Origin of the sequence: Mesorhizobium sp. M0244, assembly GCF_040321795.1 — a bacterium.
In the GTDB taxonomy this organism is placed as follows: domain Bacteria; phylum Pseudomonadota; class Alphaproteobacteria; order Rhizobiales; family Rhizobiaceae; genus Mesorhizobium.
Window position 1 is genome coordinate 197633 of the sequence record NZ_JAMYSE010000004.1, and the last position, 23324, is coordinate 220956.

The 23324-nt window shown below is 64.1% G+C and carries 22 protein-coding genes and 1 pseudogene; 12 read left to right on the forward strand and 11 right to left on the reverse strand.

Going from position 1 to position 23324, the window contains the following annotated elements:
* The first annotated feature begins 71 nt into the window (after nt 1-71).
* From NKJ08_RS05765 to NKJ08_RS05775, 3 genes are all read left to right on the forward strand, one after another.
* Nucleotides 72-2321, forward strand: a complete 2250-nt coding sequence (locus tag NKJ08_RS05765) for a transglycosylase domain-containing protein (protein ID WP_352781522.1) — start codon at nt 72-74, stop codon at nt 2319-2321.
* Between the two features lie 88 nt (nt 2322-2409).
* Entirely contained in the window at nt 2410-2679 is a 270-nt protein-coding gene (locus NKJ08_RS05770; protein ID WP_352781523.1) for a hypothetical protein, read from the forward strand.
* 91 nt (nt 2680-2770) lie between these two features.
* On the forward strand, nt 2771-3523 hold the full coding sequence (locus NKJ08_RS05775) for an SDR family NAD(P)-dependent oxidoreductase (protein ID WP_023675240.1): 753 nt from the start codon (nt 2771-2773) through the stop codon (nt 3521-3523).
* Between the two features lie 87 nt (nt 3524-3610).
* Here NKJ08_RS05775 and NKJ08_RS05780 read toward each other — a convergent pair.
* Together NKJ08_RS05780 and NKJ08_RS05785 are read right to left on the reverse strand one after the other, a co-directional pair.
* A pseudogene (locus NKJ08_RS05780) lies at nt 3611-5363 on the reverse strand (cation:proton antiporter domain-containing protein).
* 222 nt (nt 5364-5585) lie between these two features.
* The gene (locus tag NKJ08_RS05785; RefSeq protein WP_352781524.1) at nt 5586-6035 is read right to left on the reverse strand and encodes a baeRF12 domain-containing protein; all 450 of its coding nucleotides are present in this window, start codon (nt 6033-6035) and stop codon (nt 5586-5588) included.
* A 418-nt stretch (nt 6036-6453) separates the two neighbouring features.
* On the opposite strand from NKJ08_RS05785, the gene cysG reads away from it, so the two are divergent.
* From cysG to NKJ08_RS05815, 6 genes are all read left to right on the forward strand, one after another.
* Nucleotides 6454-7920 carry a siroheme synthase CysG gene (gene cysG, locus NKJ08_RS05790; RefSeq protein ID WP_352781525.1) on the forward strand — a complete coding sequence of 489 codons (1467 nt, stop codon included), beginning with the start codon at nt 6454-6456 and terminating at the stop codon, nt 7918-7920.
* Entirely contained in the window at nt 7917-8222 is a 306-nt protein-coding gene (locus tag NKJ08_RS05795; RefSeq protein ID WP_352525158.1) for a DUF2849 domain-containing protein, read from the forward strand. Before cysG ends, NKJ08_RS05795 begins: the two co-directional genes overlap by 4 nt.
* Before the next feature lie 73 nt (nt 8223-8295).
* A complete protein-coding gene (locus NKJ08_RS05800; RefSeq protein ID WP_352525160.1) occupies nt 8296-9966 on the forward strand; it encodes a nitrite/sulfite reductase in 1671 nt (556 codons plus the stop codon).
* Nucleotides 9941-10705 carry a phosphoadenylyl-sulfate reductase gene (locus tag NKJ08_RS05805; protein ID WP_352525162.1) on the forward strand — a complete coding sequence of 255 codons (765 nt, stop codon included), beginning with the start codon at nt 9941-9943 and terminating at the stop codon, nt 10703-10705. The genes NKJ08_RS05800 and NKJ08_RS05805 overlap by 26 nt, the downstream gene beginning before the upstream one ends.
* Before the next feature lie 58 nt (nt 10706-10763).
* On the forward strand, nt 10764-11300 hold the full coding sequence (locus tag NKJ08_RS05810; protein ID WP_352525163.1) for a DUF934 domain-containing protein: 537 nt from the start codon (nt 10764-10766) through the stop codon (nt 11298-11300).
* Nucleotides 11301-11439: 139 nt separating this feature from the next.
* Nucleotides 11440-12060, forward strand: coding sequence for a DJ-1/PfpI family protein (locus NKJ08_RS05815; RefSeq protein ID WP_352525164.1), 621 nt, complete (start codon nt 11440-11442; stop codon nt 12058-12060).
* Between the two features lie 46 nt (nt 12061-12106).
* On the opposite strand, the gene NKJ08_RS05820 is transcribed toward NKJ08_RS05815, so the two are convergent.
* Nucleotides 12107-13129, reverse strand: a complete 1023-nt coding sequence (locus NKJ08_RS05820) for a fatty acid desaturase (RefSeq protein WP_352525222.1) — start codon at nt 13127-13129, stop codon at nt 12107-12109.
* Between the two features lie 125 nt (nt 13130-13254).
* Nucleotides 13255-13458: a hypothetical protein gene (locus NKJ08_RS05825; RefSeq protein ID WP_352777042.1), complete on the reverse strand. Its 204-nt coding sequence runs from the start codon at nt 13456-13458 to the stop codon at nt 13255-13257.
* A gap of 235 nt (nt 13459-13693) precedes the next feature.
* Here NKJ08_RS05825 and grpE point away from each other — a divergent pair, with 235 nt between their 5' ends.
* Nucleotides 13694-14326 carry a nucleotide exchange factor GrpE gene (gene grpE, locus NKJ08_RS05830; RefSeq protein WP_352777039.1) on the forward strand — a complete coding sequence of 211 codons (633 nt, stop codon included), beginning with the start codon at nt 13694-13696 and terminating at the stop codon, nt 14324-14326.
* 136 nt (nt 14327-14462) lie between these two features.
* Here grpE and olsB read toward each other — a convergent pair whose 3' ends face one another.
* From olsB to NKJ08_RS05865, 7 genes are all read right to left on the reverse strand, one after another.
* Nucleotides 14463-15338, reverse strand: a complete 876-nt coding sequence (gene olsB, locus NKJ08_RS05835) for a l-ornithine N(alpha)-acyltransferase (protein ID WP_292664606.1) — start codon at nt 15336-15338, stop codon at nt 14463-14465.
* Between the two features lie 259 nt (nt 15339-15597).
* Nucleotides 15598-17880 (reverse strand): PAS domain-containing hybrid sensor histidine kinase/response regulator, encoded by a 2283-nt coding sequence (locus tag NKJ08_RS05840; RefSeq protein ID WP_352781526.1) that lies wholly within the window; start codon nt 17878-17880, stop codon nt 15598-15600.
* Nucleotides 17881-17974: 94 nt separating this feature from the next.
* Complete coding sequence (acuI, locus tag NKJ08_RS05845; RefSeq protein ID WP_352525170.1) at nt 17975-18964, reverse strand: acrylyl-CoA reductase (NADPH); 990 nt, start codon at nt 18962-18964, stop codon at nt 17975-17977.
* Between the two features lie 53 nt (nt 18965-19017).
* A complete protein-coding gene (gene lspA, locus NKJ08_RS05850; protein WP_352525223.1) occupies nt 19018-19494 on the reverse strand; it encodes a signal peptidase II in 477 nt (158 codons plus the stop codon).
* Between the two features lie 26 nt (nt 19495-19520).
* The gene (locus NKJ08_RS05855) at nt 19521-20384 is read right to left on the reverse strand and encodes a TrmH family RNA methyltransferase (protein WP_352525171.1); all 864 of its coding nucleotides are present in this window, start codon (nt 20382-20384) and stop codon (nt 19521-19523) included.
* Nucleotides 20385-21446, reverse strand: coding sequence for an RsmD family RNA methyltransferase (locus NKJ08_RS05860; RefSeq protein ID WP_352525173.1), 1062 nt, complete (start codon nt 21444-21446; stop codon nt 20385-20387).
* Between the two features lie 89 nt (nt 21447-21535).
* Complete coding sequence (locus NKJ08_RS05865; protein ID WP_352525225.1) at nt 21536-22021, reverse strand: anthrone oxygenase family protein; 486 nt, start codon at nt 22019-22021, stop codon at nt 21536-21538.
* 106 nt (nt 22022-22127) lie between these two features.
* On the opposite strand from NKJ08_RS05865, the gene NKJ08_RS05870 reads away from it, so the two are divergent.
* A complete protein-coding gene (locus NKJ08_RS05870; protein WP_352525174.1) occupies nt 22128-22811 on the forward strand; it encodes a helix-turn-helix transcriptional regulator in 684 nt (227 codons plus the stop codon).
* Nucleotides 22812-22915: 104 nt separating this feature from the next.
* Complete coding sequence (locus NKJ08_RS05875; protein WP_352525175.1) at nt 22916-23284, forward strand: VOC family protein; 369 nt, start codon at nt 22916-22918, stop codon at nt 23282-23284.
* Nucleotides 23285-23324 lie beyond the last annotated feature (40 nt).

Sequence of the window (23324 nt, forward strand, 5' to 3'; positions counted from 1 at the left end):
AACCCGCCTTTAAACCGCCGCATCTAGTCTTCAACCCGAACGCCATAGGCATCGGGAAAACAGCACAGCGCATGGCGAACCGGAAAGACAGCCGCATCGAGCCCAGCTTCGAGGCATCGCCGGCGGCGAGCTCCTCGGCCGGTTTTTCGGTGAGCGAGGAGGACCGCGTCGTGCCGAGCAACCGAAAAGCCGCTACAAAACGCAAATCGCCCAAGGCAAAACCGTCACGTGGCGGGCGCGGCAAAGGCCGGCGCGGCGTGTTCGGCGTGCTTGGCCGGCTGTTCTACTGGTGCTTCGTGCTGGCCATCTGGGGCGGCATCGCTGCTGCCGGCATCGTCGTCTATTACGGCGCGAAAATGCCGGCGGCTACCACCTGGGCCATTCCCGACCGCGCACCCAACATCAAGATCGTCTCGGTCGACGGCCAGCTGCTTGGCAATCGCGGCATGAGCGGCGGCGAAGCCGTCGGCCTGCACGAGATGTCGCCCTACATTCCCGAAGCCGTCATCGCCATCGAGGACCGCCGCTTCTATTCGCATTTCGGCATCGACCCGATCGGCCTTTCCCGGGCCATGGTGACCAATGTTCTCGGCGGGCATTTTTCGCAGGGCGGCTCGACGCTGACCCAGCAGCTGGCCAAGAACCTGTTCCTGACGCCGGACCGCACGCTGGAACGCAAGGTGCAGGAAGTGCTGCTGGCGCTGTGGCTGGAGCACAAGCATACGAAGGACCAGATCCTCGAAATGTACCTCAACCGGGTTTATTTCGGCTCCGGCGCCTATGGCGTCGAAGCGGCCTCGCGCCGCTATTTCGGAAAGAGCGCGCGCGACGTCACGCTGTCGGAGGCGGCGCTTCTCGCCGGCCTGCTCAAGGCGCCGTCGCGGCTGTCGCCGGCGCGCGACCCGAAGGCGGCCGAGCAGCGCTCGCAGCTGGTGCTCGCTGCTATGCGCGACGAGGGCAAGATCAGCGCCAAGGAGCTGACCACGGCGATGAGCGCGCCGGCGACGCGCGCGCCGTCCTACTGGACCGGCTCGGAAAACTATGTCGCCGATACGATCATCGAAGAACTGCCCGACCTGATCGGCGACGTGCGCCGCGATATCGTCGTCGACACGACCGTCGATCTGACGCTGCAGAAGCTCGCCGAGCAATCGATCCGCCGGCTGATCGACCAGAGCGGCAAAAAACTCAATGTCAGCCAGGGCGCGCTGGTGTCGATCGACAATTCCGGCGCGGTGCGCGCCATGGTCGGCGGCTATGATTATTCGACCAGCCAGTTCGACCGTGCCTCGGAAGCGCGCCGCCAGCCGGGCTCAGCGTTCAAGCCGTTCGTCTATATGGCGGCGCTGGAATCCGGCCGCACGCCGGACAGCGTGCGCAATGACGCGCCGATCAAGATCGGCAACTGGACGCCCGATAATTACGGCGGCAAATATTTCGGCAAGGTGACGCTGGCGACGGCGCTGGCAAAATCGCTGAACTCGGTGGCCGCGCAGCTGACCATGGAAGTCGGACCGAGCGCGGTGGTCGAGGCGGCGCACCGCATGGGCATCCAGTCCGAGCTGACGGCCAACACATCGATCGCGCTCGGCACCTCGGAAGTGACGCCGCTGGAACTGACCTCGGCCTATGTTCCCTTCGCCAATGGCGGTTACAAGCCGGACATCCATTTCATCCGCCGCGTCACGACGAGCGACGGCAAGGTGCTCTACGAGAACAATGGCGGCGGCGCGCCGCGCGTCGTCAAGCCCGACGTCGTCGGCATGATGAACTCGATGATGACCGGCACGGTTGAGATCGGCACGGCCAGGAAGGCGGCGTTCGCCTGGCCGGCCGCCGGCAAGACCGGCACCAGCCAGAACTCGCGCGACGCGTGGTTCATCGGCTATACCGCTAATCTGACCACCGGCGTCTGGTTCGGCAATGACGACGGCAGCCCGATGAAGAAGGTCACCGGCGGCGCGCTGCCGGCGCAGGCCTGGCACGAGTTCATGGTCGCAGCACATGAGGGCGTGCCGGTGGCGCCGCTGCCCGGAACCTGGAAATCGACGCCGCCCGACACCATCGTGCAGGACGAGATACCGTCCGAGACGGCGCCGCCGGCGCCGGTCGCTTCCGTTGGCCAGTCAGCGCCGCCCGCAGCCACCCAGTCGCCTTCGCGTCCCGCGCGGCCCGCCGAGACGGTCGATGCCGGCGGCCTTGCCATGCCGGGTGTCGACGGCACTACCGGATCGATCAAGCACCCGGTGCCGCCCGGCAATGTCGGCGGCCCGGTCAAGAAGCGGCAGACCTCGATCCTGGACATCCTGACAGGCGGCTGAGCGACAACGGACATCCATTGTCGGAAAATGGGCCAGGGGAATGGACGACGTCAAAAGATTCAACACTTTGAATTGGTGGCAGTAGTCCTTGCTGCTGGCAATGACCATTTGGGTAGTGGTATTCCGGCATCTGCCGAATCTTCATTTCTCCGATCCGCCGTACGTCTTCCATGAGAGGATAGGTGCGATACTTGCATCGGTGATCACGGGGTTTTTGTTGCCTTATGGAGCGGCGTGGCTTTCCGGGCGTTTGATGCAACGATCGCGCAGCGGGTTCCTGCGTGTCCTTTGGCCGCTGGCAATCGCAATCTTTCTTCTCAACTTCGGGCTGCTATACGAATGTCCGACCTGCTATTGAACAATGGCAGGTCGGCAGCCGGACGGGCGGGTCTTGGCGACGCTCGCCACCGCCCTCACAATCGGCTAGATCATGCGGCTGGAGACGCGACATGGCCGAAACCGACACCAGAAAGACCATTGTGCTGACCGGTGCCAGCCGCGGCATCGGCCATGCCACGGTCAAGCGCTTTTCACGCGAAGGCTGGCGCGTCATCACCTGCTCGCGCCAGGCTTTTGCCGAGGACTGCCCGTGGCCGGCCGGCCCGGAAGACCACATCAAGGTCGATCTCGCCGACCAGGAGGATGTCGGCATCGCGATCTCCGAGATTCGCCACCGCCTGGAAGCACATGGCGGCCAGCTGCATGCGCTGGTCAACAATGCCGGCATCTCGCCGAAGCTCAAGGACGGCAACAGCCGCATGAACTCGATCGACACGCCGATGCATGTCTGGCGCGACGTCTTCCAGGTCAATTTCTTCGCCCCGATCATGCTGGCGCGCGGTCTGTTCAAGGAGCTGGCTTCGGCCAAGGGCTCGATCGTCAACGTCACCTCGATCGCCGGCACCCGCGTGCATCCTTTCGCCGGCACCGCCTACGCGACGTCGAAGGCGGCACTCGGCTCGCTGACGCGCGAGATGGCGCATGATTTCGGCCCGCACGGCATCCGCGTCAACGCGATCGCACCGGGCGAGATCGACACCGCCATCCTGTCGCCGGGCACGGAAAAAATCGTCGAGACAATCCCGCTGAGAAGGCTGGGCACCACCGCGGAAGTCGCTGACATCATCTTCTTCCTGTGCTCGCAGCAGGCCTCCTACGTGACCGGCTCGGAAATCCACATCAATGGCGGCCAGCACGTGTAGAAGGCTTTTCCAGGCGAGCTATCCAGCCTGCCGTCCCGTTCCCATGTGATGGCACGCGGTCATCCTCAGCCGGCCAGGTGAATTGGGTCAGGCCGTCCCCGTCACCACTTCGACAATCCCACGGGCGATCTCGCGTTCGCCCATGATGACCGTGTCGGCACCAAGGCCCTTGAGGTGCTCGACCTCGGCATCGGAATGGGCGCGGGCGATGATTTCGATTGTCGGATTGGCGGCGCGGGCGCGTAGCACGATCTGCCCTGCCTCGAAGGCGTTGGGGATGGCCAAGATCAGCCGCGCGGCGCCCTCGGGATTGGACGCGGCGAACACGCCGCCGTTCGCCGCATTGCCGGAAACGGTTTCGATGCCGTCGGCCTTGAGCTTCGCCAGCGTCTTGTCTGCATCCTCGATGACGAGGAAGGGCAGGGCGGCCTGCTTCAGGGACGCGCCGACGAGACTGCCGACGCGGCCGTAGCCGATCAGGATGGTGTGGCCGGCCTGCCTCGTCCTGGGCGGCGGGCCATCCTCTTTCGCAGGTGCCGCCACGGAAGCCACCTGGCCGGGCTCGGTTGCCGGGCCGATCGGCCTTACTTCGTCGGACGGCACCGTCTTGCCGGCGCGTTTTTCCAGCCAAGGTTTTACCCAGTCGACGGCAACAAACATCAGCGGGTTGAGGACGATCGACAGGATGGCGCCGGCGAGGATGAGGTCGCGGCCCTGTTCGGGCAGCAGCTTCAGACCGACGCCAAGTTCAGCCAGGATGAACGAGAATTCGCCGATCTGGGCAAGGCTTGCCGAAATCATCAACGCGGTTGCGATCGGATAGCGGAAAACGAGGACGATGACGAAGGCTGCCAGCGACTTGCCGATAACGATTATGGCCAGCGTCGCCAGGATCGGCCAGCCATTGCTGATCAGGCTGAACGGGTCGAACAGCATGCCGACCGAAACGAAGAACAGCACGGAAAAGGCGTCACGCAGCGGCAGCGATTCCTCGGCCGCCCGGTGGCTGAGCTCGGATTCGCTCATGATCATGCCGGCGAAGAAAGCGCCCAGTGCCAGCGACACGCCGAACAGCTTGGCCGCGCCAAAGGCGACGCCAAGCGCAATGGCGAGCACCGCCAGCCGGAACAGTTCGCGCGATCCGGTATGGGCGACGTAGTGCAGGATCCAGGGGATAAGCCGGCGGCCGACCACCAGCATGACCACGACAAAGGCCGCGACCTTGGCCAGCGTGATGGCCACGACGCCCCAGATGCCGTAGTTCGCGGGCAGCGACAGCAGACTGCCGTGGACCTCGGCCTGCTGCTGGCCACCGAGCACGCCGGCCAATGCCGGCAAAAGCACCAGCGCCAGCACCATGGCCAGATCCTCGACGATCAGCCAGCCGACGGCGATGCGGCCACGCTCGGTCTCGATTAGCCGCCGCTCCTGCAGGGCGCGCAACAGCACCACGGTCGAGGCGACGGAAAGCGCCAGGCCAAAGACCAGCCCCGCACCCATCGACCAGCCGAGCATCCAGGCAAGGCCGGCGCCAAGGGCTGTCGCAAAGCCGATCTGCACGATGGCGCCGGGCACCGCGATAGCGCGGACCGACAACAGGTCCTTCAGCGAGAAATGCAGGCCGACGCCGAACATCAGCAGGATGACGCCGATCTCGGCCAGTTCATTGGCGAGGCCGGCATCGGCGACGAAACCCGGCGTGTTCGGGTCCAACCAGAACGCCGGCGATGAGATAGCCTACCAGCGGCGGGACGCGGAAGCGGTTGGCAAGCGCGCCGAAGACGAAAGCCAGCCCCAGACCGGCAACGATAGTGGCGATAAGGGGCGTGTCATGCGGCATTGTCTATGGAGCGCCTTCAGGAATCGCGATGTCGGATATGCGCCGCCCAAAGCCGCCGTCCTGGCAGTATGGACAGTCGCGTGACAACCCGCAATCCCATGAAATCAATGGCAAAGCAGCAAACAGACGGAGAGCCGGCGAGATTTGCCACCACCACGGCGCGGCCTGCTCCAGCCTGGCGATTGATACGGAAATGAAGGTTGCGCGCCGCCGATGCCGCGATCAGGTCGCCTGCAGCAGGCTCTCGATATCGGGTATGCTGTGGTTGGTCAGCGTCTTTGGAATTTCCGCCGTTATCTTGTCAGCGACCTCCTTGTGCAGCTTCCTGCGCATGTCGCCCAGCACCGGGGGCGGCGCGATCAGCACGATCTCCTTGAACGTGCCGCGATGCGCGAGCTTGTAGAGCGTGTCGGCAATCTCGTCGGCAAAACGCTCCTTGCCGAGACGGTGCCAGTCGGTGTCCTCGACCGCGCTGCGGTGGACGGAAGGGCCGTCGCTGTAGCGGCCGGGGCGGTCTGTGCCTTGCTCTCGGGTCGCCGGATTTTCCTGCTCCATCTCGTGCACGACCTGAAGGTCGGGATATTGGACGTCTCCACGGTTCTCGAGGAATAGCGCCTTTTCGCCGTCGGCCACCACGATCCACAATCCGCGTTTCAGTCTGACGTTGCTCATGGGGCGCTCCTTTTTGATTTTTCGAACCCATCGCCGGGCCTTTGCCGCAGGGGTATGACCGGGCCTGGGTCTACAGGGCAAACGCGTGCCGAGGCGTGAATGTTCCGGTAGGGATGGCGAGAGCGCCAAGCTGCCGTTAATGGCTCGGTTGGGATCCGGCGGCTTTAATCTACTAAATTGGTAGAATTTAGAAAAATCTGTTTTGTGGCGCGCTCGGCCAGCCGCTAGAAAGGCAGCGGATCAAGGGCCGCAACAGCAGCTTCAATCCGCTCCGCATTTGAATGTGGAATATTTTTCTCTTGGCCGTCATGCTTGCAGAAAAGAGATTGCCTGCTACGAAGCGATGCGCGAGTGGGTGCCTTCTGGTTTTTCGCGCCCCCGCGTAGAACTGGCAAACGGTTCCAGGATTCCGCTCGTCATGCCGCAAGCCAACCCCAAGCTCAACGCCTTTCCCGTCTTCATGCGGGTCGAGGGCGAAGCCGTGGCCATCATCGGCGGTGGCGAGGAGGCGCTGGCCAAGGCGCGGCTGCTCGCTCAGTCGAGCGCTGTGCTGCGCATCGTCAGCGATGCTGCAAGCCCCGAACTGCTGGCCTTCATCGCCGAGACAGGTGCCACCCACGTCGCCGACGCCTACGATGTCGCGCACCTCGCAGATGCGGTGATGGTGTTTGCCGCCAGCGGCAATGAGGCGCTCGACCGCCGCGTTGCAGGGGATGCGCGCCGGCTGGGCATTCCGGTCAATGCCGTCGACCGGCCGGAGCTCTGCGATTTCTTCACGCCGGCACTGGTCAACCGCGCGCCGGTCGCCATTGCCATCGGCACGGAAGGTGCCGGCCCGGTGCTGGCGCAGATGCTGCGCAGCCGCATTGCCCGCATGCTGTCGCCTTCGCTCGGGCCGCTCGCCGCGCTTGCCGCATCGTTTCGCGGCGCCGCCGAAAAGCTGCTGCCGAAAGGCAATGCCCGCCGCCGCTTCTGGAGCGATTTCTTTGGCGGCGCGCCGGCCCGCGCCGTGGAAGCTGGACAGCTTTCTGAGGCGCATGACGCCGCCGTCGGCCTGCTGCTTTCGAATACCCCGGAATCGGGCCATGTCGCCCTGGGCAATGTTGCTTTGGTGGGGGCTGGTCCCGGCGCCGAGGATTTGCTGACGCTGCGCGCTCATCGCCTGCTGATGGAAGCCGACGTGATTGTGCATGACGCGCTGGTGCCGGAGGCGATCGTCGCCATGGGCCGCCGCGATGCCGAACGCCTGCCGGTCGGCAAGCGTAAGGGCTGCCATTCCAAGAGCCAGGCCGAGATCAATGCGCTGCTGGTCGAGCTTGGCCACGCCGGCAGGCGCGTCGTGCGGCTGAAATCCGGAGACCCGCTGGTGTTCGGCCGGGCCGGCGAGGAAATGGCGGCACTGCGCGATGCCGGCATCGCCTATGAGGTGGTTCCGGGCGTCACCGCGGCCTTTGCCGCCGCCGCCGATTTCGAACTGCCGCTGACGCTGCGCGGCGTGTCGTCGTCAATGGTGTTCACCACCGGTCACGACTTAAAGGGAAATTCGCTGCCCGATTGGGCAAAGCTCGCTATTTCCGGTGCAACGGTCGCCGTCTATATGGGACGCTCGGTCGCCGCCGAGGTCGCCGGCCGGCTGATCGAAGCCGGCCTGTCGCCGGATACGGCCGTCGCCGTGGTCGAGAATGCCAGCCTCGCCAACCGCCGCCGTTTCCATGGCACGCTCGCCGACCTGCCGTCGCTGGAGGCGCGCGCCGATCTCAGCGGCCCGGTGATGACCATCATCGGCGACGCGGTCGCCGGCGCCAATTTCGAACGGTCCGAGCCGCTCGCGGCACACAGGCAGGAAAGCGTGGCCCGTGCTGCCGCGGTAGGAGTGAACCAATGAAAGTCCTGACCGCGAACCGCCTCGCCGACGGCATAGCCGTCTGGTACGCCAATGGCGGCTGGGCCGAGACCATCGACCACGCCGACATCGCCTATGACAAGGCGGCCGAGGACCGGCTGGAGGCGATCGGCGCCAAGGCCTCCGCCGACAACGAGGTGGTCGACGTCAATCTGATCGACGTGACCGTGCTCAACGGCACGGTAGAGGCGGTCCGGCTGCGTGAAAAGATCCGCGCCGCCGGCCCCACCACCCGTCACGATCTGGGCAAGCAGGCCCGTCCGCAAGCCGCCCGCGCGGCATAGATGACAGGAGCATGATCCCGATCATGCTCGAATGAAGAAAATAACGGGCGGACGCGCCCGGAAAGACCGAGACATGTACCGTTACGATGAGTTCGACCACGATTTCGTCAAGGCCCGCGTCGCCGAGTTCAGCGACCAGGTCGCACGGCGGCTTGCCGGCGAGATCACCGAGGATCAGTTCCGGCCGCTTCGGCTGATGAACGGCGTCTATCTGCAGCTGCATGCCTATATGCTGCGCATTGCGGTGCCCTACGGCACGCTGAACAGCAAGCAGCTGCGCATGCTTGGCCATATCGCCCGCAAATACGACAAGGGCTACGGCCATTTCACGACGCGCCAGAACATCCAGTTCAACTGGCCGGCGCTGTCGGACATTCCGGCTATCCTGGCCGACCTGGCAAGCGTCGAGATGCACGCCATCCAGACCAGCGGCAACTGCATCCGCAACGTCACCGCCGACCACTTCGCCGGCGCCGCCGCCGACGAGGTCGCCGATCCGCGCCCCTATGCCGAAATCCTGCGGCAATGGTCGTCGGTGCATCCGGAATTCTCGTTCCTGCCGCGAAAGTTCAAGATCGCGGTGACCGGCGCCGAGCGCGACCGCGCCGCCATCCAGACGCATGACATCGGCCTGCACCTGAAGAAGAATGCGGCCGGCGAGTTCGGTTTCGCGGTCTATGTCGGCGGCGGCCAGGGCCGCACGCCGATGGTGGCCAAGAAGATCCGCGACTTCCTGCCCGAAGCGGATCTGTTGTCCTACTGCACGGCGATCCTGCGTGTTTACAACCTCTATGGCCGGCGCGACAACAAGTTCAAGGCGCGCATCAAGATCCTGGTCCACGAGACCGGCGTCGAGGAGATCACCCGCCAGGTCGAGGCTGAATGGCAGGAATTGAAGGACGCCGAGCTGAAGCTGCCGGAAGCCGACATCCGTGCCATCGACGCCTATTTCGCGCCGCCGGCGCTTGTCGACCGGCCGGAAGGCGACGAGGCGGTCAAGCTTGCCCGGCTCGATTCCAAGAGCTTTTCCGAATGGCTGGACCAGAATGTGGTCACCCATCGCCATCCCGACTATGCCGCAGTGACCATCTCGCTCAAGGGCATCGGCGAGACGCCGGGCGATGCCTCCGACAGCCAGATGGAAGCGGTCGCCGACATTGCCGAAAAATATTCCTTCGACGAGCTGCGCGTCAGCCACGAGCAGAACCTGATCCTGCCGCATGTCGCGCGTGCCGACCTCAAGGCGGTCTATGACGCGCTGGTCGATATCGGGCTGGCGACGGCCAATTCCAATCTGATCAGTGACATCATCTCCTGCCCCGGCCTCGACTATTGCGCGCTGGCGACGGCGCGTTCCATCCCCGTGGCGCAGGAAATCTCGCGCCGCTTCGCTTCGCTGGAGCGCCAGCGCGACATCGGCGAATTGAAGCTGAAGATTTCCGGCTGCATCAATGCCTGCGGCCATCACCATGTCGGCCATATCGGCATCCTCGGCGTCGAGAAGAAAGGCGCCGAGCTCTATCAAGTGACGCTCGGCGGCTCGGCCGACGAGAACACCTCGGTCGGCGAGATCATCGGCCGCGGCTTCAGTTCGGAAGAGATCACCGATGCCATCGAGCAGATCGTCGAGACCTATCTCGGGCTTCGGCTGGACAGAAACGAAAGATTCATCGACGCCTACCGCCGTGTCGGTCCCGCGCCGTTCAAGGAGGCGCTCTATGCTGGCGAAGCCAAGGCCGCTTGATCGGATCGTCGACGTCGAGGCCGGCATCGCCGCCGAAGCGGCGGGTCTCGACGCGCTCTATGGCCATCTGAAGCCGCTGGAGATCATCGAGCGCTCAGCCCGGGAGTTGTTTCACGGCGAAATCGCCGCGGTTTCGTCGTTCGGCGCGGATTCGGCGGTGCTGCTGCACATGATCGCCGAGATCGACCGCACGCTGCCGGTGATCTTTCTCGACACCGGCAAGCATTTCGAGGAAACGCTCGGCTATCGTGACGCGCTGGTCGCCGATTTCGGGCTGACCGATATCCGGGTGATCAGGCCCGACGATACGGCGCTGGCAAGGATCGACCCGACCGGCAATCTCAACGAGACCGATACCGACGCCTGCTGCGACGTGCGCAAGGTCGAGCCGCTGGCGCGCGGCGTCGAGCCGTTCCGCGCCTGGTTCACCGGCCGCAAGCGCTTCCAGGCGGCGACGCGGGCAGCGCTTCCGGTGTTCGAGGCGGTCGGCTCGCGCATCCGCATCAATCCGCTGGCGCACTGGACGACATCAGACCAGGCCGGCTACATGCGCGCACATGCGCTGCGTGAAAACCCGCTGGTCGCCTATGGCTATCTGTCGATCGGCTGTTTTCCGTGCACGCAGCCGGTGCAGCCTGGCGATGACGCGCGCAGTGGCCGCTGGGCCGGGCACGCCAAGACCGAGTGCGGCATCCATTTGTCGGGGCTGGAGAAGTCACTGACCGACGCCTCGCTTTAGGATCTTTTGGGATCCCGGATTTTTGGGATCCAGGTTTTTGAACTTGGGAATTTTCTTGATGAGCGAATTGATAGCGGAAACCGCCACCCGCCTGTGGACGCCGAATGGTTTCTGCGAGGACGAGTGGGTTCATGCCGAAAGCGCCGAGGCGCTGGTCGGCAATGGCCGCTTCATCCTGCCGCTGCAGGCGTTTCTCGGCCTCGATCCGGAGGTGCGGCGGTCGGCGAAGGAACGCATTGGCGTGCTGCTGCAGCCCGGCGACCAGCTCGAAAAGATCGCCGGCCTGCTCGACCAGCTGTCGCTGGTGGCGCTGGCGTTTCCGGCGTTCAATGACGGCCGCTCGTTCTCTAAGGGCGAATTGCTGCGCAGCCGTTATCATTTTGCCGGCGCCATGCGCGCCACCGGCCAGGTTCTGATCGACCAGCTGCCGCATATGCTGCGCCTCGGCTTCGACGAATTCGAGGTGTCGCACCCGGTGCTGCTGAAGCGGCTCGAGCAAGGCCGCACCGGCGGACTGCCGCTGTTCTACCAGCCGGCGGTGAAGCCGGAGGCCAAAGGCCCGAAATATTCCTGGCGGCGGGTGCGCGCCGGCTGATCCGCCCCGCGGAACCAAAGCCGCATCTGGTCGGACCACATTGCCGATTCAGTCTTTTATTTTGCCCGTCCCCGCTTTAGGATAGGTCTATTATTTCGAGATCCGAAATAAATGTGTGGCCACAAGGGAGGAACCGGATATGGCTGGCAAGAAGATATTGATGCTCGTTGGCGAGTTCAGCGAGGAATACGAGATTTTCGTCTTTGAACAGGCCATGCATGCGGTGGGCCACACCGTCCATGTCGTCTGTCCCGACAAGAAGGCGGGCGATATCCTGAAGACCTCGCTGCACGACTTCGAAGGCCACCAAACCTATACGGAAAAGCTCGGCCACGACTACATTCTCAACAAGACGTTTTCCGAGGTCAACCCGGCCGAATACGACGCCGTCTACGCGGCGGGCGGGCGGGGCCCGGAATATATTCGTATCGACAAGCGCGTGCAGGCGCTGGTGCGGCATTTCCACGACACCGGCAAGCCGATCTTCACCATCTGCCACGGCGTGCAGATCCTAATCGCGGTCGACGGCGTCGTGCGCGGCAGGGAAGTCGCGGCGCTGCAGTATTGCGAGCCGGAAGTCACGCTGGCCGGCGGCATCTATATCGACGTTGCGCCGACCGGCGCCCATGTCGACGGCAATCTTGTGTCGGCCAAGGGCTGGCCGGGCCTTGCCGCCTTCATGCGCGAATGCCTGAAAGTGCTGGGCACCGAGATCCGCCAGGGCGAGATCCTGATGCGCGACGAACGCCAGGCGGCTTGATTTAGAGTCCTAAATAAACCGCCGCGCAGGCAGCGCGGCGGTGCGTCTACATGGCCATCCGCGCTTCGCGGAACGACACCAGCTTGTTGCGGCTCTCGTCCCACAGCGCCAGCTTGACGCAGCGCAGGCTGTCGAACAGCGTTATGCGGCCGATCTCACGCAGCTCCGGATAGTCCCTCAGCACTTCCGGAAGCCGGTAGCATGGCACCTTGGCGGAGAGGTGGTGCACGTGATGGACGCCGATATTGCCAGTGAGCCAGCTCAGCACCGGCGGCAGGTCGTAATAGGACGAGCCGTGCAGGGCGGCGCGCTGGAATTCCCACTCGGAGTCCTTTGTCCACTCCGTCTCCTCGAACTGATGCTGGACATAGAACAGCCAGATGCCGGCCGATCCGGCGAGGATGACGATCGGCAAATGGACGACCAGGAACGCGCCGGGGCCAACAAACCAGATGAGCAGGGCAGCGATGACGGCGATGGCGAGATTGGTGGACATCGACGACACCCAAGGGGTGAGACCGCCCCGCATCATGCCCAAGGGCAGTCTCTGCTCGAAAATGAAGATCCAAATCGGGCCAAGGCCAAACATCACCAGCGGGTGGCGATAGAGGCGATAGGCGAGCCGACCTCGCCACGACAGTTGCCGATATTCGGCCACGGTCAGCGTCTTGATGTCGCCCGTGCCGCGCTCGTCGAGATTGCCGGCGCTGGCGTGATGGGTTGCGTGGGCGCGGCGCCAGCAATCGTATGGCGTCAGCGTCAGCACGCCAAGCACGCGGCCGATCCAGTCGTCGGCATAGCGATTGGCAAAGAACGAGCCGTGGCCGCAATCGTGCTGGATCATGAAGATCCGCACCAGAAAGCCGGCGGCCGGAAGGATGAGGACCAGACCCCACCAATGGCCATAGGCATAAGCGGCCGAGGACAATGCCCACAGCGTGGCGAAAGGGATGAGGGTGATGGCGAGTTCGACGGCGCTGCGACGCCTGTCGGGCTTTTTATAGCGCGACAGGATTTTCAACCAGGCACGCTTGCTGTTTGCCACAGCTTCGGGGGAAATCATGTTCATCATGAAACATAGGCGGTGCAGGGCGCTGCCACAAGATGGGGTCACGCAAAGTTACTGCGCGTAAATGTCGCGCGATGCGAGGAGTTTCCGGCCGCAATCGCCGGGCGCGCCGCCGGCAACGGCGTCTACCGACGGCGCCCGCCTGCGACCATGTTGGCTTCGATGCCGTCCAGGCGGTCAAGCAATTCCTTCAAACGGTCGGGAATATCGGACTCCGTGCGGTAGGCCGGCAAGGTGCGCAGAAAGCGCTTGGTCGCTTCGGTGCCGAGCTGGCGCCGGATATCGGCGGCGAGCCCGTCGCGTTTTTCGCCATTCCTGCGGGGCATCATCCAAAATCCTGTGTCGGCTTCGAAACTCTTCCAGGGGAGGAATGGTTCCCGCTTTGTAGTATCCTGGCAAGCAAAGCCGGCAGCTGTGGTAAAGTTTGAATTAAAATCGAAAGGTCTGCGCCGTCCGCCATCAAGCCGCGACAGCGGCTGCAGTATCGCTTGCCCCTTGATTTTTGGCCGCTAAACCTCGATATCGGGCGCAAATCCACACCATTCGAAATGACGGGAAACGGCGATGAGCGACCAGGCAAAAGACGAACGCGCGCCCGATGAAGCCGAGAAGACCGAGGCTGCCGCGGAGCCAAGGGAAGGCGGCGTCGACGGCGACTATGAAGCGCTTGTGCGGCTTCTGAAGGAAAACGAAGAGCTGAAGGATCGCGCGCTGCGCGTCGCGGCCGACATGGAGAATTTGCGCCGCCGCACCGCCCGAGACGTCCACGACGCGCGCGCCTATGCGGTCGCCAATTTTGCCCGCGACATGCTGTCGGTATCAGACAATCTGCGCCGTGCGCTGGATGCCATCCCGGAGGAGGCCAAGGCATCGGGCGATGCCGGCTTCAAGGCGCTGATCGACGGCGTCGAGATCACCGAGCGCGCCATGCTGTCGGCGCTGGAGCGGCACGGTGTGAAGAAGCTCGAGCCCGAGGGGGAGAAATTCGACCCGAATTTCCACCAGGCGATGTTCGAGGTGCCCAATCCCGACGTGCCCGCCAACACGGTCGTCCAGGTCGTGCAGCCCGGCTATTCGATCGGCGAGCGCGTGCTGCGGCCGGCCATGGTCGGCGTCGCCAAGGGCGGCCCCAAGCATGTGGCAAGCGAAGCGCCGGAGCCGGGGCCGGTCAACGAGCAGGCTGAGAAGGATGCGTGAATGATGAATGGTCAATAGTGAATGGTTAGTAGTTGGTAGAAAGTAGTTTGTAGAAGCCAGACGGGCTTCGTTTCTATCATTCACTATTCATCATTCACTATTCATCATTCACTATTCACTATTCACTATTCACTATTCACGCAGCGAAGCGCTGCGCTTCCCCGCCATAATAGTTGACGTAGCGGGCGCCGATCTCCTTGACCGGCATCACCACGAACACGTCGACCGTCGAGAATTCACGATCGATGACGCAGCCGTCGCCGATGCGCGCGCCGACGCGCAGATAGCCCTTGACCAGCGGCGGCATGGCGGCGATCGCCGCCTTGGCATTGACGGCCTCGATCGGCATCAGATCCATGGAACAATAGCGCCCGGCGACGGCACGCACGTCCCAGGATGAATTCGTCCGGCAGTGATGGGCAAGATAGGTCAGCGCCTCGGCATGTGCCGCCGGCACGGTGCCGTGGAACGACGCGCAGCCTGTCATCACGCCGATGCCGTAATGGTTGATATAGGCCCAGATGCCTTGCCACAGCGCCTCGATGGTGCGCTTCGAACGGTATTCCGGCAGAACACAGGAGCGGCCAAGCTCAAGGAAGCGCTGGCCGGGATGCCGGGCGATCAACTTGGTCAGCTCGAATTCGCCCTCGGAATAGAAGCCGCCGGCTGCTGCGGCAATCTCCTGCCGCAGCAGGCGGTAGGTGCCGACGATGCGGCGATGCTCGGGGCCGGAAAGCGAAGTATCGAAGACCAGCAGATGATCGCAGAGGGGATCGAAGCGGTCGGCATCGCGGCGGTCCTGCATCTGGAACAGGTCCTTCCTGGCACCAAGCTCGTCGTAGAACACCCGGTAGCGCACTTCCTGCGCGGCAGCGATCTCGGCCTCGTTGCGGGCGAGCCGCACTTCGAGATTGCCGATGCGGCCGAGCGATGCGCCTTTTATGACGGCATCGGCGTTCCGGCCGACAAGCAAAGGCCCGCTGGCGTTCGGCCGAGCATCACATTCCGGCATGACTGTATGCACGAGTGATTCTCCTTCGAGCCATCCCTCTTGGCACGGGGATACGGTGTAGGTGCAACAGGATTGTGACAGTACCGTGATACGGCTCTGCGGGCAATACTTCGTCGGCTGGGTATCGCATGACCCCGGAAACCGAAATTGGTTTCCGGAAAGGATCATGCGAAAAAGTCAAAGTGTTAGAGCGTCCTTTGCGCGTCCAAGAGACGCGGGCGCTCTAATGCCAACCGGCTATCGGGTGATCGAAAGCGGCTCAGGCAGCCACTTGCCCTTCGACCGCGTGAACCAGGGCATCGGGGTCGAGCGGCTTGGTGACGAAGCCGCTGGCACCGTGAGCGAGCACGGCGTGGCGGGTCTTTTCCTGGCTGTCGGCCGACAGCACCATGATCGGCACCGGCGGCACCGCGGTCTCCTCCTCATAGCGGCGGATGGCGGCGATGGCGTCCAGACCGTCCATCACCGGCATATGCAGGTCCATCAGCACCACATCGAAGCGGTGCTTGTGGCCGGTGCTGATGACCGCCTCGACCGCGGCCTTGCCGTTGCCGACCACTTTTACGCGATGCCCGGCCTTCAGCAGCGTGGCGCGGGCCAGCATGGCGTTGATGTCGTTGTCCTCGGCGATCAGCACCGACAGGCCCTGCTGGCGGCCACCAATGGCGTGCACAGCTTGCGCGCCGCGCTTTTGCGGCTGCGGCTCGGCGATGACCGGCGCATGGCTGGTCAAAAGCACGCGCAGCAGTGTCTCGCCGCGCACCGGCCTTGCCAGGAAGGTGGCGTAACCGTTGGCGCGGAACTCGCCAAGCATGCCGCGGTCGGTCGGCGCGATCAGCGTCACCGCCTCGCAATCGGCAAAGCCGCCCTGGCGCAGGCGCCTGAGCAGCCTGCCGTCACTTTCCTCCATGGCAGCATCGACCAGAAGCACGTCGCAGCCCTCGGCGAAAGGGGTGGCCTGGGCGGCGGTGGTGGCCAGATCGACCGTGCCGCCATTGGCGCGAATGGTGCGGGCGATGGCTTCGGCCTCGACGAGATTCTTCGACACGATCACCGCATGCCGGCCCGACAGCGCGTTCTGGCGGATCTGCGGCGCCTCGACTGCGGAAATAGCGGGAATCTCGAAGACGAATTCGGACCCCTGGCCAAGCCGGCTCGACACCGAGATAGTGCCGCCCATGGCGGTCACCAGGCGCTTGGAAATGGCAAGACCGAGGCCGGCGCCGCCATGCGCACGGGTCGAGGTGCCGTCGGCCTGTTCGAAGTCCTCGAAGATGCGCTCCATGTCCTCCTCACGCAGACCGGGGCCGGTGTCAGCGATGGTGAAGCGGATGCGATCGGTGGTTTCGGTGCGGACGCGGGCGATGCTTACCAGAACGCCGCCGCTGTCGGTGAACTTGACGGCGTTGCCGATGAGGTTGAGCAGCACCTGCCTGACCCTGCCGGGGTCGGCGGTGATCAGCTGCGGCACGTCGGGTTCGACATGGCAGCCGAGGCCGATATCCTTGGCAAAGGCCCGCGCCGCCAAGAGTTCGACGACGTTGTCGGCGATCTCACGCACCGACATCGGCTGCGGTTCCGGATCGAAGCGGCCGGCCTCGATCTTGGAGTAATCGAGCAGGTCCTCGATCAGAGCCAGCAGCGCGCTGGCCGAGGTCGAGATGGCGCCGACATAGGTCCGCTGCTCGGGCGAAAGGCTGGTGTCGGCGAGAAGCCGCGCCATGCCCATGATGCCGTTCATCGGCGTGCGGATCTCGTGGCTGACGGTGGCGAGGAAGCGCGATTTGGCTTGGCTGGCATATTCGGCCCGCTCGCGGGCGGTGATCAGCGACGATTCGGCGCGCTTGCGGGCAGTGATGTCGCGGGCGATGGCACGATGCGAAACGGCGCCGCTGTCCTTGTCGCGCACCGACAGCTCGATCCAAGAGAACCAGCGTGGACCGTCCGGCGTGCGAATGGCGACGTCGGTGGAACTCAGGCATTCATGGTCGGAAAAGGCGGCGTCGGGGACGATGCCGACATCGATGCCGAGTTCGGCCAAGGTCTTGCCGGCAAGGTCGCGCTGGTCGGTTTCGACAAGGTCGGCGAAAACCTTGTTGGCGTAGACGATGTGGCCGTCGCGGTCGCGGTGGACGACGAGATCGCCGAGCGCATCGATCAGCCCGCGGAAGCGCTCCTCGCTCTCCTGCATCTCCCACATGCGGTCGGCCAGCGTCTCGATCTCGGCGCGGCTGCGGGCCGCCGTCGCGCCGAGCAAGGCCACCGCGCGGCGCTCGGCGCGCCTGTTGCGCAGATGCATGGCGAGCCCGGCCATGGCTGTCGCCAAAAGGCCGATGGTGATGAAGATCGGCGCTCCGGTCAGATGCGACAGGCCTGCCAGCACGACGATGGCGACGAGCGTCAGGAACGGCAGGCCTTCGCGGTTGGCATCCGGCAATTCCGGCGCCAGCGGTGGAGCGGCGACAAGCTGCCGCCCCTCGGGAGCCGTCCCGTCGGCCCGTTCGGCTGGTTCCGCCTCTCTGATGCCGGGTTCCGCAATCATACGGAACTCCTGCCAGATAGAGCTTATGGAAGGTTGTGGCGGATCGTTCGAATTTTAGCGGTCGCGCTCTTTTTGTCCCTTGTTGCCCTTGGGCTCACATGTCCACCACCACTCGGCCGCGGATCCTGCCCTCGACGATGTCATGCGCCGCGCCGATGATGCCGTCGAAGCCGATGCTCGTCGACAGGCTGGCAAGCTTTGCGTGATCGAGATCGGTGCCGATGCGGCGCCAGGCCTCGATGCGGACCGCCTTGGGCGCCATCACGGAATCGATGCCGAGCAGGGAGACACCGCGCAGGATAAACGGAGCGACGCTTGCTGGCAGGTCCATGCCGCCGGCGAGGCCGCAAGCGGCGACGGCGCCGCCATAGGAGGTCATCGACAGAACGTTGGCCAGCGTGTGGCTGCCGACAGCATCGACGCCGCCGGCCCAGCGTTCCTTGGCGAGCGGCTTTGCCGGCTGGGTAAGCTCGTCGCGTGAGATCACTTCGGCCGCGCCAAGGTCTATCAGGTAAGGGCGTTCGGCACTGCGGCCGGTCGAAGCGATGACGTGATAGCCGAGGCTGGACAGGATCGAGACCGCAACCGAGCCGACGCCGCCGGCAGCACCCGTCACCACCACCGGGCCGCGGTCGGGCACGATGCCGTGCCGCTCCAGCGCGATGACGCAAAGCATGGCGGTGTAGCCGGCGGTGCCGACCGCCATCGCATCATGCGGGCTCATGCCGTCCGGCAGCGGCACCAGCCAGTCGCCGTTGACGCGGGCGCGTCCGGCATAGGCGCCGAAATGCGTCTCGCCGACGCCCCAGCCGTTCAATATGACGCGATCGCCCTTGCGCCAGTCGGGATTGGAAGACGAGGTGACGGTGCCGGCGAAATCGATGCCCGGCACCAGCGGCCAGCGGCGGATCACCGGTGCCTTGCCTGTTATGGCAAGACCGTCCTTGTAGTTCACCGTCGTCGCCTCGACCGCGACGGTAACGTCCCCCTCCATCAGGTCTGCCTCGGTGAGTTCGGTCACTGCGACCGACTGTTTTTTCTCGGCGTCGCGCGAAACGAGGATGGCTTTGAAGGTTTCGAGCATTTTTTCTCCTCGAGGCGTTCGGTTCTGAAGTGTGTGGCGCCCAGCCAGTGAGGTCAATCGTGCGAGGTCCCGCGCCCCCAGCCAATGAGTTCATCGAAGACGACCAGCACGGCACCGACCGAAATGAAGGCGTCGGCGAGGTTGAAGACGGCGAAGGACCAGACCGGCGTATGGAACAGGATATAGTCGATGACATGGCCATAGGTAGCGCGGTCGATCAGATTGCCGAGCGCACCGCCAACGATCAGCGCGAAACCGACGCGGGCAAGCAGGTGGCCGGGCGGCGTGCGGGCAGCGAGGTAGAGCACGAAAGCGACCACCAGGACCGCGACGACCACCAGGCCGGTGTCGCCAAAGGACGAAAACAGCGAAAACGCGATGCCGGTGTTGTAGGTGCGGTACAGTGCCAGGAACGGCAACAGATCGAGCCTTTGCTGAAAGGCAAGGCCGGTCTCGACCAGATACTTCAGCCACTGGTCGAACGCTATCGCGGCGACGACCAGAAGAGCGTAGGGGCTCCAGGACTTCATGGTTTGCAGTTTCACGGTTTGGGATGTCACGATCCGGCTTCCTCCGGGCCGAGCTTCAGCGCGCCGCGCCGGATCTCGAACAGCATGACGCCGGTGGCCACCGCCAGGTTGAGCGAATCGGCGCGGCCGGCCTGCGGTATCCGCAGCAATCTGTCGCAGCTTGCAGCCAACTCGTCAGGCAGGCCTTGCTGCTCGTTGCCCATCATCAAAAGCACCGGACCTTTTGAAAAATCGACCGATCTGTAATCGACCGCACCCTTAAGATGTGTGCCGGCGACGAGGCCGGGAAAGCTCTTTCGCCAGGCGAGGAAAGCCTCAGGCGTCGCCTTGGCGACCGGCACGGCGAAGATCGAACCCATGGTGGCGCGCACCGTCTCGACCGAAAAAGGATCGGTTGTCTCGCCGACCAGGATGACACCCGTGGCGCCGACGGCGTCGACTGTGCGGATGACGGTGCCGAGATTGCCGGGGTCGCGCACGCGGTCGAGCGCCACCCAGACGTCGCCGTCCTGGGCGCGGATGTCCTTCAGCGGCAGGAATTTCTGTGAGAACACGCCGACGACCATTTGCGGATTGTCGCGGCGGGTGATGGCGACCAGCACCTTTTCCGAAACTTCAAGCACGGTGCCGCCGGCGGCAACTGTGCGCGCCGCGACTTTTTCGACCGCCGCATTGCCGCGTGCGGCCTTGGCGAAGACCAGTGTCCTGATCGTCCAGCCGAGATCGAGCGCGTCGATGACCAGCTTCAGGCCTTCGGCCATGAAGGCATTCTGCTGGTCGCGGAATTTCTTCAAGGCGAGCGCCTTGATGTCCTTGATCAGCGGATTGGCGAGGCTGGTGACTTCCTTCACCTGCCCTGGCGCGCCTGCGTGCCGTTCGTATGTACTCATTCAGGCCACCCAGCGCGAGAACAGCGAGGTCGACAGCGCCCGGCCGGCGGATTTCTCGCGAATGATCAACTCGCCCGATTCGACCGTGCCGCCCATGCCGGCGAAGGTGTCGCGCAGCAAGGCATGGATGGCGAAGAAGGAGGCGCGGATCGAATAGGCGGTCAGCACCACGGCGAGCGGCTTCGGCGTCAGGATGGCGCGGCAGATGTCGGTCAGCGCCGGCAGATCCTCGAATAGCTGCCAGACCTCGCCCTTCGGTCCGCGGCCATAGGCGGGCGGGTCGAACAGGATGATGTCATAGCGGTTGCCGCGGCGCTCCTCGCGTTCGGCGAATTTCACGGCATCGTCGACGATCCAGCGGATCGGCTTTTGCGACAGGCCCGCCATCTCCTGGTTTTCGCGGGCCCAGCCGATCGCTTTCTTGGAAGCATCGACATGGGTGACCTCGGCGCCAGCACGCGCCGCCACGAGCGAAGCAAGGCCGGTGTAACCGAACAGGTTCAGCACCTTGACCGGCCGTTTTGCCGCCGCGATCAGCCCGGCCATGTGGTCCCAATGCGAGGCCTGCTCGGGAAAGACGCCGACATGGCGAAACGAAGTGAAGCGGCCGAGATAGTCGATGCCGTCATGCTTCATCGGCCAGGTCTCGCCGAGCGGTGTCTTCGGAAAGCGCCAGCGGCCGATGCCTTCCTCGTCGGTATCGCCGGTGAAAATGGCGTCGGCGCGCTCCCAGTCTCTGGCCGGCAAAGCCTTTTGCCAGATCGCCTGGCCCTCCGGCCGAACGATGCGGTAGGGGCCGTATTGCTCGAGCTTTTCTCCGGCGCCGCTGTCGAGCAGCGCGTAGTCCTGATTGGGACCGACTTCGAGGATCAGCGGCAAATGTTCGGCAGGCAGCGCGCCGTCGCGGCGCGACAGCAGGCGTGGCGCGGCTTTAGGCTCGGACCGGTCCTGCGGTTTTGTCTCCGGACCAGCAGTTCGATTGGCGTCGCGCTGCCGCGGCTGCTCCGCCACGCCCTTCGCGGGCGGGCGGCTGTCGCGGCGTTTGTCGCGAAAAGGTTTCAAGAAGGCGCATCTCCGGGCGGCGGCTCGGCCGCTTCTGCCACAGCACATTGACCGGCGCAACAAAGCGGCCGCCGGCATTTGCGAAAGGATCAGCCGCGCCGGATCGAAAGCAGGGCGACGACGAGCGCTATGAAACCGGCGGCCTTGAAGCCGGTGACGACCATATGGCCCGTTTCCCAGCGGCTCCGGATAGTTTCGAAATTGTCCGGGATCGGTCCGGGCACCCAGGTAGCCAGGACATCGTTTGCCGGTTTGACCAGCGCAACCCACGCCACAAGGGCCATCAGGTAAAGCATGGTGGCGGCCAACGCCCACCAGAATGCCGGGCGGTCGCCGCGCAGCATCCATGCGAGTAGACCCGGACAGACGATCGCCGCCACGTCCAGCGGTGCGCCGATAGTCGCGAAGAATTGGAACTGAGCGTTGAAGACCGTAGTTTCACGCCAAAGCGAAGGCGACCATCTGGTCAGTCGCGGCACCGATTCTAGCACATGGGCGAAGGATGGCCCAAGGCTGAGCGCAGCGACGGTGGTGGTCAAAATCGACCAGAACAATAGGAACCCGCGGATTTCCATAGGTTCGAACAACGGAGCGAGGCCGTAGATGTTCCCGTCCGCTACCATGTTGCTTGCCGCCGAAAGTGCTGGGGCTCTATCGTCGATTGAAACCAGGTTATGATTCATGTCCCGTGCTGAACGCCTGCTCGACCTGATCCAGATACTGCGCCGTCATCGCCGGCCGGTCAGCGGTCGCAGCCTTGCAGGCGAAATGGGCGTGTCGATCCGCACGCTCTATCGCGATATTGCCGCGCTGCAGGGGCAGGGCGCGCGGATCGAGGGCGAGGCGGGATTGGGTTATGTGCTCAGGCCCGGCTTCATGCTGCCGCCCTTGATGTTCACCGACGAGGAGATCGAGGCGATCGTGCTCGGTTCGCGCTGGGTGGCCAAGCAGCCGGATTGGCGGCTTGCGAACGCTGCCACCGACGCGCTGGCCAAGGTCGCCGCGGTGCTGCCGGACGATTTGCGTGAAGATCTCGATGCCTCGACGCTGCTGGTCGGATCGCGCACCGAGGTCATCGAAGGCATCGATCTCGGCGTGGTGCGGCAGGCCATCCGCGAGGAGCACAAGCTGAGCTTTGTCTATCGCGATGCCGGCGGCGCTGCCTCCGAGCGCACCGTCTGGCCATTTGCGCTCGGCTTCTTCGACAAGGTGCGCGTCGTCGCGGCGTGGTGCGAGATGCGCCAGGACTTCAGACACTTTCGCGCCGATCGGATATCCGGCCTCAACGCCACCGAGATGCGCTATCCGCGCCGTCGCCAGGTGCTGCTGAGGGAATGGCGGGCGACGCTCGACAAGCCAAGCTAAGGCTGCTGCCCAGGTTAAAGGCTGCCCGCAATAAAGGCTGCTGCCAGAATCTGGCAGTGGGATGCCTTATGCTCCTCCAGTCGAAACCATCTGGAGAGCAATTCATGACACCGCCCAATTTCGTCATCCTCTATGTCGACAAGCCTGAGTACAGCGGCGCCTTTTATAGCGCTCTGCTCGGGCGGGAGCCGGTCGATACCTCGCCGACCTTCGTGCTGTTCGTGCTCGACAACGGCTTCAAGCTCGGCCTCTGGTCGCGTCACACGGTGGAGCCGGCCGCCGCGGCAGCAGGTGGCGGCGCCGAGGTCGTCTTTGCGCTGGATACGCCTGCAGCCGTCGACGCCACCCATGCCGAGTGGGCCGGCCGCGGCCTGACAATCCTGCAGAGCCCGGCCGACATGGATTTCGGCCGGACCTTCGTCGCGCTCGATCCGGATAACCACCGGCTGCGGGTTTATTGGCAAAGGGAATAAGGCAGTAGGTTAGTAAGGCAGTAAGGCAGTAGGTGAATAG